Below are 12,711 nucleotides of genomic sequence, written 5' to 3'. Positions count from 1 at the left end.
AGCGTCAGTTCAGGCACATCAAAGTGACTGACACATCGCGATCGCGAGCAGGCTCACTCCTACAAGGGTTTAGCATCGCGGCTTAGCTCATCTGTTCGACACGATCACGCCCGCGCTGCTTCGCCATATACACGCCCGAATCCGCCCGCAACAGCAGCGCATCCGCGCCCTCCCCTGGTCGCCAACTGGCGATACCGAAACTCGCGGTCACCACGCCGACCACATCCACCGGCGCACTGCGCAAACCCTGCCACAACTCAATCGCCAGCGTGTGCGCATGCTCACCGTCGATGTCAGGGCACAGCACCATGAATTCCTCGCCGCCCAAGCGACAGAACACATCGGTGCGCCGCAATCGATGGCCAATGCGCTCGCACACCGCTTGCAGCACCCGGTCGCCCACGGCATGGCCGTACTGGTCGTTGATACGTTTGAAGTGGTCAATATCAAGCATGATCACCGACAGCTCGCCGCCGCCGCGCTCGACCCGGGCCATTTCCGTGGTCAGGCGTTCCTGGAAGTAGCGGCGGTTATGGATGCCGGTCAGCGAATCGGTCACCGACAGCGCGCGCAACTCTTCCTCGACGCGTTTGAGGTCAGAAATATCCGAGATATAGCCGTGCCAGAGTACGCCGCCGCCCGGTAGCTCTTCCGGCGTCGCCTCGCCGCGCACCCAGCGCAGGCCGCGCTCGGGCAGTTGCACGCGGTATTCCTCGCGCCATGGGCTGAGGCTGTCGGCCGAGGCGCGAATGGAAGAGCGCACACGAGTAACGTCCTGTGGATGAATGCGCGTGAAGATCGCTTCGGCGTTGAACAACAGCACGTCCGGCTCCAGTTCGTAGATCTCGCGGATGCCGTCGCTGGCGTAAATCACGCTGAAGCGCCCATCGAATTCCATCCTGAATTGATAAATACCGCCGGGCACGTGCGCGCTGAGTTTCTTCAGCAACACATCCCGCGCCGCCAGCACCTCGTGCACGCGCTTGCGCTCGGTGATGTCGATGCAGATCGCCAGATGCCCGACCCACAACCCTTGTTCATCGAGCACCGGCGTGGCGAGCATGTTCACCGGCAAATGACTGCCATCGCTGCGCACCAGCGTCCACTCGCGGGCCTCATGGCCGCCGACCTCACCGCCCTCGACCAGCATCGCGTGGCAAGTCGGGATGCTTTTCCCGTAGCGCGCACTCAACTCGGCAGCGCGGGCCATCAGCTCACGGGGCAGGTGCAGGTTTTCCAGGGTCATGTGCCCGACGACTTCGGCACTGCTGTAACCGAGCATTTGTTCGGCGCCGGGGTTGAAGGTGTTGATCACCCCGCGCAAGTCGGTGGCGATGATCGCCACCTGCGTCGCCGCATTCAGCACGCCGCGCAACTGACCGTGGGTGCCGCGCAATTCCTGTTCGCTGGCGTGCAACTCCTGCGTGCGAAGTTCGACCATGCGCAGGGCGCGCTGACGTTGACTGACCAACACGTAGAGCAAGGCGCTGAGCAGCAGACTGAGCAAGCCACCCAAGATGATCACACTGCCGACCGACGAATGGTTGGCCTGCGCGAAGGCGTCGCTTGGCAGGATATCGACCTGATAGTCGTGATCGGCCATGCGCAGTAATCGCGTGGCCGACAGGTCGCTCGGCGCTGGCTCATTGGTCGACTCGAACAACACTTCGTGCTGATCATTGGTCGACATGTCGAGAATGCGCACCGACAGATAATCATGGAAGGCATCCGGCAGACCGTCGGCCAGCAACTGGCGCATGCTGATAACCGCCATCACGTAGCCAAACGACTGCCGCTCGCGATTACGACTCACTGGCGCCACCAGCAGCACACCGCGCGCATAGGACGGCTCGATGCTGACCAGGTGCATCGGTTGCGACACCGCCAGCCCGCCGCGTTTGTCGGCACGTTGCAGGGTGTCCCGGCGCAAGGGTTGCGCCAGCAAGTCATACCCCAACGGTGAGCCGAGTCGACTCTGCGTCTGGCTGTAGAGCACCGGCACGTATTCCTCGCGCTCGCCCGCCAGTTGCAGTTCGCCCTGCGCATTCAGCTCACGAATCGTGAAATGGGTCAGGCCTTCGTCACGCACCCGCTGCTCAAACGCAGCGCGCTCGACCCCACTGACCTTGAGGGCAAACGAATAGGCCTGGGTACGCATCAATAAGGGGTGGGTGTAACCGTCGAATTCGGCGCGGGACACCGATTCGGAGTTGGCGAAGAAGCGGCGCAGGCCGTCGAGGCGTTGTTCCTGATCCTGAAAGCGTTCTTCGATGCGGGTGTAACGTTCGTTGGCCAGCAGTTGAAAACGCTGACGGGTCTGTTGCTGGAATTGATTGAGGGTGGCCCAGGCGAGCAGCCCCGTGAGAATCCCGCCGGCGAGCAATACCAGCAGCGCGACCAGCCAGGCCGAGACGTCTTCGCTGATAAAACCCAGAATCTTTGGGCGCACGGGGTGCAACGACATAAAGACAACTCACACTACGCCAGCATTTACGGGAAAACCCCATTGACCGTGTGTGAGTTATAGCTATTAGCCACTAATTTAGCTAGCGCGGGCAGATCCACGGAGCCTTTAAAAATCAAGGCTCTGTGGATCCAATTGCGCAAAGCGTCAACGAGCCGTGATTTTCCAGGCGCGGTGGATCTTGGTGTTGCGGGCGAAATCCGGATCAATGGTCTGCGCGCTGATTTCCTCGACCGCGTAACGCTCGGCGAGGTTTTCTTCCAACTGGAACTTGCGGAAGTTGTTGGAGAAATACAGCACACCGCCGGTTGCCAGACGCGCCATGGCCAGGTCGATCAACTGCACCTGATCACGTTGCACGTCGAAGATGCCTTCCATGCGCTTGGAGTTGGAGAAGGTCGGCGGATCGATGAAGATCAGGTCGTACTCGTCACGGCTGCTTTCCAGCCACGCCATCACATCGCCCTGCTCCAGACGGTTCTTGTCCGAGTAGCCGTTCAACGACAGGTTGCGGCGCGCCCAGTCGAGGTAGGTTTTCGACAGGTCGACGCTGGTGGTGCTGCGCGCCCCGCCCTTGGCCGCGTGTACGCTGGCGGTCGCGGTGTAGCAGAACAGATTGAGGAAGCGCTTGCCGGCGGCCTCTTTCTGAATGCGCATGCGCATCGGGCGGTGGTCGAGGAACAGACCCGTGTCGAGGTAGTCGGTGAGGTTGACCAGCAACTTAACGCCGCCCTCGCTGACTTCATTGAACTTGCCCTGTGCAGCCTGACGCTCGTACTGCTTGGTGCCGCTCTGGCGCTCGCGGCGTTTGACCACCACGCGGCTCTTGTCGACGTTCAGCGCCTGCGGAATGGCCGCCAACGCGTCGAACATACGCGCCGAGGCTTTTTCCGGGTCAATGGATTTTGGCGCGGCGTATTCCTGGACGTGTACCCAATCGTGGTACAGGTCGATGGCCATCGCATATTCAGGCATGTCGGCATCGTAGACGCGGTAGCAATCGATGCCTTCGCGCTTGACCCACTTGCCCATGGCCTTGAGGTTCTTTTGCAGACGGTTGGCAAACATCTGCCCGCCTTCGCTCAAGCGCGGTTGCTCGATCACCGGCGCCGGGGCTGGCGTTGGTTTGATCGGGTTGCCGTTCTTGTTGAACTTGCGTTCTTGCGGCTCGTCCGGGGTCTGATCGTAAGCCGCTTGCTCGCGCTCGGCCTGACGCTGTTCCGGGGTACGCCGCTCGCCGGTGACGAACTGATCCGGCAGCACTTTGATCAACAGCAGTTTGCACGGCAGCGCGCCGTTCCAGAACGAATACTGTTTGTGACTGCGGATGCCCATGCGCTTGCCCAGATCCGGGGCGCCGGTGAACACCGCCGCTTCCCAGTTCAGGCAAGCCTGACGCAGGCGCTCGCCGAGGTTCTGGTAGAGATACAGCAGACTGGCTTCGTCGCCGAGACGCTCGCCGTACGGCGGGTTGCAGATGACCAGACCTTTCTGGTTCTGATCCGGACGCGGCTCGAAGGTCGCGACTTCGCCCTGGTAGATCTTGATCCACTCGCTCAGGCCAGCACGCTCAACGTTGTTGCGGCCCGGCTGAATCAGCCGTGGGTCAGCTTCATAACCACGAATCCACAGCGGTGGCTTGGCCAGACCGGCAGCGGCACGCTCGACGGCTTCTTCGTGGAGTTTTTTCCACAGCGCCGGCACGTGACCAAGCCATGCGGTGAAGCCCCACTGCTCACGGCGCAGGTTCGGCGCCATGTCGGCGGCGATCATCCCCGCTTCGACGAGGAACGTACCGACACCGCACATCGGGTCAGCCAGCGCGCCGCCTTCAGCGGCAATGCGCGGCCAACCGGAACGAATCAGGATCGCCGCCGCGAGGTTTTCCTTCAGCGGTGCAGCGCCCTGCTGCAGACGGTAACCGCGCTGATGCAGGCTGTGGCCGGACAGATCAAGGGAGAGAATCGCTTCGCCGCGATCCAGACGCAGGTGAATGCGCAGGTCCGGGTTGAGCTTGTCGATCGACGGACGGTCGCCCTGCGGGGTGCGCAGTTTGTCGACGATGGCGTCTTTGACTTTCAAGGCACCGAAGTGGGTGTTGTCGATGCCCGAGCCATGGCCACTGAATTCAACAGCCAGGGTGCCATCGCTGAGCATGTGATCCTGCCACTCGATGTCGAGCACGCCGTGGTACAGGTCTTCCGCGTCTTTCATCGGGAAGCGCTTGAGCACCAGCAGCACGCGGTTGGCCAGACGCGACCAGAGGCACAGGCGATAAGCGGTTTCCATGGTCGCCATGCCACGCACGGCGGAGGTGTGCTCGCGCGCTTCTTCAAGGCCAAGCCCGACGGCTTCCTCGATGAGCAGGCCTTCAAGACCTTTAGGGCAAGTGAGGAAGAGTTCGAAACGGTCGGACATGGTATTTCCAGAGCCTTTGGCTAGTGAATCGGCAACGCATTGCCGATCCGGTTTTCAATCAGGCGCTTTTCTAAAAGAACGCCCGCGTGGCACGAAGGTGTGCCGTTCCATCCCCGCTGCTCGGGTTAAAAGAGCTTAGATGCCGGGACAGATAAAAAAGTTGATGAAACAAAAAGTCTTAAAGCGACCCTTCGTCGCTTTATACCCCAGCGCAAACGTGGGTCATTCTCACTAAAGAATTAACCCCATCATGCAGCGCGGGGCCGATCATACCGGGGTTTGCTGAAAAACCGTGCATGAAACCCGTCGTTACTTATGGCTGTAGCACCAATTTCGTTACGTCCTTATGACAAAACGATCATTCCCTCGGTGTGACTCATTGGTTAGAACTGAACACAGGTTGACGTCGCAACGGCGTCAACACCTTGGCTCGCCACGCCGGCAGCGAGCCGCACCATGGCAGGTTTCTTCTGCCAGACCTCGGTTGAGGTCAGCGCGACACAAAACAGTCAACAAGTGAGGGAAACACCCTATGAGAAGACTTAAGCGTGATCCGTTGGAAAGAGCATTTTTGCGCGGATATCAATATGGCGTTGGTGGCAAATCCCGTGAGCTTTGCCCATTTACTCTACCGTCGGTACGTCAAGCCTGGATCAACGGCTGGCGAGAAGGACGCGGCGACAACTGGGACGGTATGACCGGCACTGCGGGAATCCACAGACTCAACGAACTTCACGCCGTCGGCTGACACAGGGCATTAATTCCGACACGACAATCTGATTTTGTAACGACTTACCATGCACGTCCTTCCCGGACGGCGGGCTGCGGCCCAGGGGCTCCTTCGAGGAGCCCTTTTTTATGCCCGAAAACTCGACTGTCACCCACCTTTCGATTGGCGGGCAACTACCCCTGTAGGAGCTGCCGAAGGCTGCGATCTTTTGATCCTGATCTTGATTTTAAAAAACAGAATCAAAAGATCGCAGCCTGCGGCAGCTCCTACAGTGAACGGGTTATTTTCTCAGGGCGGCGATCGCGTCTACCGACTCACGGATCAGCGCGGGGCCTTTATAGATAAAGCCAGAGTAGATCTGCACCAGGCTCGCACCGGCCAGAATCTTCTCAGCCGCATGCTTGCCTTCGGTAATGCCACCAGCAGCAATGATCGGCAAACGCCCCGCCAACTCACCCGCCAGCACCTTCACGGTATTGGTGCTCTTCTCCCGCACTGGCGCACCAGACAAACCGCCCGCCTCGTCGCCATGCTCCATGCCTTCGACGCCAACACGGCTCAGGGTGGTGTTGGTCGCGATTACCGCGTCCATGCCGGTTTCGATCAGTGCCTGGGCAACCTGCGCGGTTTCTTCATCGGTCATGTCGGGCGCGATCTTGATCGCCAGCGGCACATGCTTGCCGTGACGCAACGCCAGTTCGGCGCGACGTGTGGCCAGATCCGCCAGCAACTGCTTGAGCGAATCGCCGAACTGCAGGCTGCGCAGGCCCGGGGTGTTCGGCGAGCTGACGTTGACCGTCACATAGCTCGCATGGGCGTAAACCTTGTCCAGGCAGATCAGGTAATCGTCGACCGCGCGCTCAACCGGCGTATCGAAGTTCTTGCCGATGTTGATGCCCAGTACGCCTTTGTATTTCGCCGCTGCCACCCGTGCCAGCAGGTTATCGACACCGAGGTTGTTGAAACCCATGCGGTTGATGATCGCCTCGGCTTCCGGCAGACGGAAGATCCGTGGTTTCGGGTTGCCCGGCTGCGGGCGTGGGGTCACGGTGCCGATTTCAACAAAACCGAAACCCAGTTGCGCGAAGCCATCAATGGCCGCGCCGTTCTTGTCCAGACCGGCCGCCAGACCCACCGGGTTCGGAAACTCGAGGCCCATGACCGTCACCGGCTTCTTCGCCGGCGCCTTGCACAGCAAGCCGTTGAGGCCCAAACGCCCACCCGCGCCGATCAGATCCAGCGACAGATCGTGGGAGGTTTCCGGGGAAAGTTTGAACAACAGCTGACGGGCCAGGGTGTACATGGGCGGCGATGACTCGGGCGGCGAAAAGAGGCGGCGATTATAGCCGGGCATCGGCCTGCGGCGCGAGGCGCACGCGCAAATCGCTGTCTCTGGCATATGCCTTGCACCCTCCTGACTATCAGCACGCCAGTCAATGACGGCAGGCGGGCACGGACAATGGCGTCGTCTTCGGGGTTTGCCTGTGCAGAGTCCGGGGCGGCGCTTTTTTTTCGAGGTACGTTGGATGAATGAACCTTCGGTAGGGCCACTGGCCTGGGTCAACGGCAGCGATGCCCCGGAAAAAAGTGCGATCAACCTCGGCTTCATGGCCCTGAGCGATTGCGCGTCGGTGGTGGTCGCAGCTACACAGGGCTTCGCCCAGCCTTATGGATTGACGCTGAACCTCAAGCGCCAGAGCTCATGGGCGAATCTGCGCGACAATCTGGTCAGCGGCGAACTCGACGCCGCGCACAGTTTGTACGGACTGATTTACGCGGTGCATCTGGGCATCGGCGGCGTCGCCCCGACCGATATGGCCGTGCTGATGGGCCTGAATCAGAACGGTCAGAGCCTCAACCTCTCGCACGGCCTGCAAAACCTCGGCGTGACCAGTCCTGAAGCACTGGACCGGCATGTGCACCAAAGCCGCGCAAAACTCACCTTCGCGCAGACCTTCCCCACCGGCACTCATGCCATGTGGCTGTATTACTGGCTGGCGAGCCAGGGCATTCATCCATTGCAGGACGTCGACAGCGTGGTGGTGCCACCGCCGCAAATGGTCGCGCACCTGCAAGCCGGGCGTATCGACGGTTTTTGCGTCGGCGAACCGTGGGCCGCCAGTGCAGTGCAGCAGAATCTCGGTTTTACCCTGGCCACCAGCCAGACCATCTGGCCCGATCATCCGGAAAAAGTCCTTGGTTGCACCCGTGAATTTGTCGAGCAGTATCCGAACACCGCACGGGCGTTGGTGATGGCAGTTCTCGAGGCCAGCCGTTTCATCGAAGCCAGCCCGGAAAACCGCCGCAGCACCGCGCAGTTGCTTAGCGCGCCGGAATATCTCGATGCGCCAGTGGCGTGCATCGAACCGCGTTTTCTCGGTGATTACGCCGATGGCCTCGGCAATCGCTGGCAGGATCCGCATGCGCTGCGTTTTCATGGCAACGGTGAAGTGAATTTGCCGTACTTGTCCGATGGCATGTGGTTCATGACCCAGTTCCGCCGCTGGGGTTTGCTGCGCGAAGATCCGGACTACCTCGGCGTCGCCCGCCAGGTTCAGCGGCTGGACGTCTACCGCGACGCCGCCACCGCTGTCGGCATCGCCGCATGGGGCACCGACATGCGCAGCAGCCAGTTGCTCGACGGCAAAATCTGGGATGGTAGCGACCCGGCCGCTTACGCGCGCAGTTTCAAGTTGCACGCGCTGAACGACGACGCCCCCCTTCTCGCCCGCCGCTGACAGGAGACCGCGAACATGTTGCGCATTCTGTTGATCAACGACACAGCGAAAAAAGTCGGCCGCCTGAAAGCTGCGTTGACCGAGGCCGGTTTCGAGGTGATCGACGAGTCCGGCCTGACCATCGACCTGCCCGCACGCGTCGAAACGGTGCGCCCGGACGTGATCCTGATCGATACCGAGTCACCGAGCCGCGATGTCATGGAGCAAGTGGTGCTGGTCAGTCGCGACCAGCCAAGGCCGATCGTGATGTTTACCGACGAGCATGATCCTGGTGTGATGCGCCAGGCGATCAAGTCCGGGGTCAGTGCCTACATTGTCGAAGGCATCCACGCCCAGCGTTTGCAGCCGATTCTCGATGTGGCGATGGCGCGCTTCGAAAGTGATCAGGCCTTGCGCGCGCAGTTGCAGGCGCGTGATCAGCAACTGGCTGAGCGTAAGCGAATCGAGCTGGCCAAGGGGTTGTTAATGAAGATGAAGGACTGCAATGAGGAAGAGGCTTACACGCTGATGCGGCGCCAGGCCATGAGCCGGCAGCAGAAACTGATTCAGGTGGCGGAGCAGATTATTGCGATGAGTGAGTTATTGGGCTGAGGTGTTCTCACCGCTGAAAAGCCCCTCACCCTAGCCCTCTCCCAGAGGGAGAGGGGACTGATTGGGGGATGCTCGGGAAGTACGCCGACCTGTGGTTTTCTGCTGTGAATCCATAATCGACTCGGCTTCTCAGGTCGATGTTTGGCGCCAGACACCTCGGTCAGTCCCCTCGCGAAGTACGCCGACCTGTGGTTTTCTGCTGTGAATCCATAATCGACTCGGCTTCTCAGGTCGATGTTTGGCGCAAGACACCTCGGTCAGTCCCCTCGCGAAGTACGCCGACCTGTGGTTTTCTGCTGTGAATCCATAATCGACTCGGCTTCTCAGGTCGATGTTTGGCGCAAGACACCTCGGTCAGTCCCCTCTCCCTCCGGGAGAGGGCTAGGGTGAGGGGCTTTTGATTTTCCGGCTGTTGGCACAAATCTCGCTACGTAAAACGCACAGGTAACCAACGGCGGTTGCCCCACCTACGACAAAGACGTCGCTCACCCGTTCGCCCAACCGGCGCATCAGGGAGCGGCGTTTTTGCGTTTTGGCCCCACAGACCGGGGCCGGTGGTGCGGCCGTGGCGGCGCCCCACCTGCTGTTGCATGACTCCTTTCGAGACTCTTTTCAGCTGAGGTGCGCGATGAAATCAAGCTTCTGGAAATCCGGCCACACCCCGACATTGTTCGCAGCCTTCCTGTATTTCGACCTGAGCTTCATGGTCTGGTACCTGCTCGGCCCATTGGCGGTGCAAATTGCCGCCGACCTGCAGCTAACCACGCAGCAACGCGGCCTCGTGGTCGCCACGCCGATCCTCGCCGGTGCAGTGCTGCGTTTTGTGATGGGAATGCTCGCCGATCGGCTGTCGCCGAAAACCGCCGGCCTGATTGGCCAGGTCATCGTCATCTGCGCACTGTTCGGCGCCTGGAAAATCGGCATCCACAGTTATGAACAGGCGCTGATACTCGGCCTGTTTCTCGGCATGGCCGGCGCGTCGTTTGCTGTTGCACTGCCGTTGGCGTCGCAGTGGTACCCGCCGCAGCATCAAGGCAAAGCCATGGGCATTGCCGGTGCGGGCAACTCCGGCACCGTGTTTGCCGCGCTGCTCGCGCCGGTACTCGCCGCTGCGTTCGGCTGGAGCAATGTCTTCGGTTTCGCTCTGATCCCGCTGATTCTGACCCTGGTGCTGTTCGCCTGGCTGGCAAAAAACGCCCCTGAGCGGCCGAAAGCCAAAGCCATGGCTGACTACTTCAAAGCCCTGGGCGACCGTGACAGTTGGTGGTTCATGTTTTTTTACAGCGTGACCTTCGGCGGCTTTATCGGCCTGGCCAGCGCCCTGCCCGGCTACTTCAACGATCAGTACGGTTTGAGCCCGGTGACCGCCGGTTACTACACTGCAGCTTGCGTGTTCGGCGGCAGCTTGATGCGGCCGCTGGGTGGTGCACTGGCTGATCGCTTTGGTGGTATTCGCACGTTGCTGGCGATGTACACCGTCGCCGCCGTGTGCATTGCTGCCGTGGGGTTCAACCTGCCAAGTTCCTACGCTGCTCTGGCGCTTTTCGTCTGCACCATGCTCGGTTTAGGGGCAGGCAACGGCGCAGTTTTCCAACTGGTACCGCAGCGTTTTCGTCTGGAGATCGGCGTGATGACCGGGCTGATTGGCATGGCCGGCGGCATCGGCGGTTTTGCCTTGGCCGCCGGTATGGGCGCGATCAAGCAGAGCACCGGCAGCTATCAATTGGCGTTGTGGTTGTTCGCCAGCCTTGGCGTGCTGGCGTGGTTTGGCCTGCACGGCGTCAAGCGTCGCTGGAGAACCACCTGGGGTTCGGCGGCAGTGACGGCGGCGCGGGTCTGAAGCATCGATGGCCCTGAAACTGAGTTTTGCCGAAGCCAGCGCCACCGGCCCGCGCGCGGAGAATCAGGACGCTTTGCGTCTGGTCACGCCCGCGCCGGCGCTGGCGGCGAGCAAGGGTTATCTGTTCGCTATCGCCGATGGCGTCAGCCAGTGTGCCGATGGCGGACTGGCCGCGCGCTCGACCTTGCAGGCGCTGGCGCTCGACTACTACGCCACGCCGGAAACCTGGAGCGTGGCCCAGGCACTGGATCGCCTGCTGCTCGCGCAAAACCGCTGGTTGCAGGCCAACGGTGGTGGGCAACCGTTGCTCACCACAGTCAGTGCTCTGATCCTGCGCGGCCGGCGCTTTACCCTCGCCCACGTCGGCGATTGCCGGGTGTATCGCTGGCACGCAGACAGCTTGCAGCGAATCAGCGAAGACCACGTCTGGGATCAGCCGGGCATGCAGCATGTGCTCAAGCGTGCGCTGGGCCTGGATCAGCATCTGGTGCTGGATTTTCTCGACGGTGAACTGCGCGAGGGTGAGTGTTTCGTACTGCTCAGCGACGGGGTCTGGTCGACACTCGGAGATACCGCGATTGCGGCGACTCTGCGTGATCAGCCGGATCTGCACATTGCCGCGCAGACGCTGGTCAACGCCGCGCATCTGGCGGGAAGCCAGGACAATGCCAGTGCGTTGCTGGTGCGCGTCGATGCGGTCGGTGAGGCGAGTATTGGCGATGCGCTGATTCATCTGCAGCAATGGCCCCTGCCGCCAACGCTGAAACCCGGCCAGGCATTCGAGGGCTGGCAGGTGCATGGCATTGTCAGTCAGAGCCAGCAATCGCTGCTGTATCGGGTTCTCGATGGCCAAGGTCAGACGTGGTTGCTGAAAACCCTGCCTTCGCGTAACGCCGATGACCCTCGCGCCGGGCAGGCGCTGCTGTCCGAGGAGTGGTTCCTGAAACGCGTGGCCGGCCGCCACTTTCCCGAAGTCCATGCCTGCCAGCAGCGTCAGCATTTGTACTACGTGATGCGCGAATATTCGGGGACGACACTGGCGCAGCTGTTCCAGCAATCCGGTCCATTGCCGCTGGCGCAGTGGCAGGACACCGCCGAGCGCCTGTTGCGCGCGGTCGGGCTGCTGCATCGGCGACAGATTCTGCACCGGGACATCAAACCGGAAAATCTGCACCTGGGCGACGACGGCGAATTGCGCCTGCTGGACTTTGGCCTGGCGTATTGCCCGGGATTGTCCGAAGACGCGCCATCGACGCTGCCCGGGACACCCAGTTACATCGCCCCGGAAGCGTTTCGCGGTGATCCGCCGAGTGCGCAGCAGGATTTGTATGCACTGGGCGTGACCCTGTATTTCCTGCTCACCGGGCATTTTCCTTATGGCGAGATCGAAGCGTTTCAGCGTCCGCGCTTTGGTCTGCCGGTGAGCGCCAGTCGCTATCGGCCGGATCTGCCGGAATGGCTGGCACAGAGTCTGGAGCGTGGCGTGGCGGCTGATCCGCAGCAACGGTTTGAAACGGCTGAAGAGTGGTTGTTGGTGTTAGAACAGGGCGAGAGGCAGAGTTTGAGTGTGCGGCCCAGACCTTTATTGGAGCGTGAGCCTTTGAAGGTGTGGCGGACGATGGCGTTGCTGGCTCTGTTGGGGAATCTGGTGTTGCTGGTTTTGTTGTTTCATCACTGACACCGCGTCGCGGCCATCGCGAGCAGGCTCACTCCTACAATTCGAAACGCGTTCCCCTGTAGGAGTGAGCCTGCTCGCGATGACGTCAGCCCAATCACCACAAATCCATCTACCTGAGCGCCCCACGAACGAGCAACCCGCCTCGATTCAGTGCAAAAAATCACCCTCAGAACCTGCCAAACCCCAATAAACCCGCCACCGCCCCCACTTGGCACAACCACTGCATTACCTCTCCCAACACACACATAAAGC

The 12,711-nt window shown here is 60.9% G+C and carries 8 protein-coding genes; 5 read left to right on the top strand and 3 right to left on the bottom strand.

Annotated features, from left to right (window positions below; all coding sequences use genetic code 11):
* Positions 1-82: 82 nt before the first annotated feature.
* A complete protein-coding gene (locus tag H8F23_RS12435) occupies positions 83-2,464 on the bottom strand; it encodes a sensor domain-containing diguanylate cyclase (RefSeq protein ID WP_194934549.1) in 2,382 nt (793 codons plus the stop codon).
* A gap of 147 nt (positions 2,465-2,611) precedes the next feature.
* The gene (rlmKL, locus tag H8F23_RS12430; RefSeq protein WP_095047738.1) at positions 2,612-4,882 is read right to left on the bottom strand and encodes a bifunctional 23S rRNA (guanine(2069)-N(7))-methyltransferase RlmK/23S rRNA (guanine(2445)-N(2))-methyltransferase RlmL; all 2,271 of its coding nucleotides are present in this window, start codon (positions 4,880-4,882) and stop codon (positions 2,612-2,614) included.
* A gap of 532 nt (positions 4,883-5,414) precedes the next feature.
* On the opposite strand from rlmKL, the gene rmf reads away from it, so the two are divergent.
* Positions 5,415-5,630: a ribosome modulation factor gene (rmf, locus tag H8F23_RS12425; RefSeq protein WP_003223300.1), complete on the top strand. Its 216-nt coding sequence runs from the start codon at positions 5,415-5,417 to the stop codon at positions 5,628-5,630.
* Positions 5,631-5,892: 262 nt separating this feature from the next.
* Here the strand turns inward: rmf and H8F23_RS12420 are convergent, their stop codons facing one another.
* Positions 5,893-6,915 carry a quinone-dependent dihydroorotate dehydrogenase gene (locus H8F23_RS12420; protein WP_194934548.1) on the bottom strand — a complete coding sequence of 341 codons (1,023 nt, stop codon included), beginning with the start codon at positions 6,913-6,915 and terminating at the stop codon, positions 5,893-5,895.
* Positions 6,916-7,138: 223 nt separating this feature from the next.
* Between H8F23_RS12420 and H8F23_RS12415 the strand changes: the two genes are divergently transcribed.
* The 4 genes from H8F23_RS12415 (at position 7,139) to H8F23_RS12400 (ending at position 12,459) form a co-directional block, all read left to right on the top strand.
* A complete protein-coding gene (locus tag H8F23_RS12415; RefSeq protein WP_194934547.1) occupies positions 7,139-8,350 on the top strand; it encodes a CmpA/NrtA family ABC transporter substrate-binding protein in 1,212 nt (403 codons plus the stop codon).
* A 15-nt stretch (positions 8,351-8,365) separates the two neighbouring features.
* On the top strand, positions 8,366-8,941 hold the full coding sequence (locus H8F23_RS12410; RefSeq protein ID WP_007916390.1) for an ANTAR domain-containing response regulator: 576 nt from the start codon (positions 8,366-8,368) through the stop codon (positions 8,939-8,941).
* Between the two features lie 628 nt (positions 8,942-9,569).
* Entirely contained in the window at positions 9,570-10,781 is a 1,212-nt protein-coding gene (locus H8F23_RS12405; RefSeq protein WP_194934546.1) for a nitrate/nitrite transporter, read from the top strand.
* Between the two features lie 7 nt (positions 10,782-10,788).
* Complete coding sequence (locus H8F23_RS12400; RefSeq protein WP_194934545.1) at positions 10,789-12,459, top strand: bifunctional protein-serine/threonine kinase/phosphatase; 1,671 nt, start codon at positions 10,789-10,791, stop codon at positions 12,457-12,459.
* Positions 12,460-12,711: the final 252 nt, after the last annotated feature.

Origin of the sequence: Pseudomonas neuropathica (genome assembly GCF_015461835.1) — a bacterium.
Lineage (GTDB): Bacteria > Pseudomonadota > Gammaproteobacteria > Pseudomonadales > Pseudomonadaceae > Aquipseudomonas > Aquipseudomonas neuropathica.
This window is presented reverse-complemented; position numbering and strand designations above follow the sequence as displayed.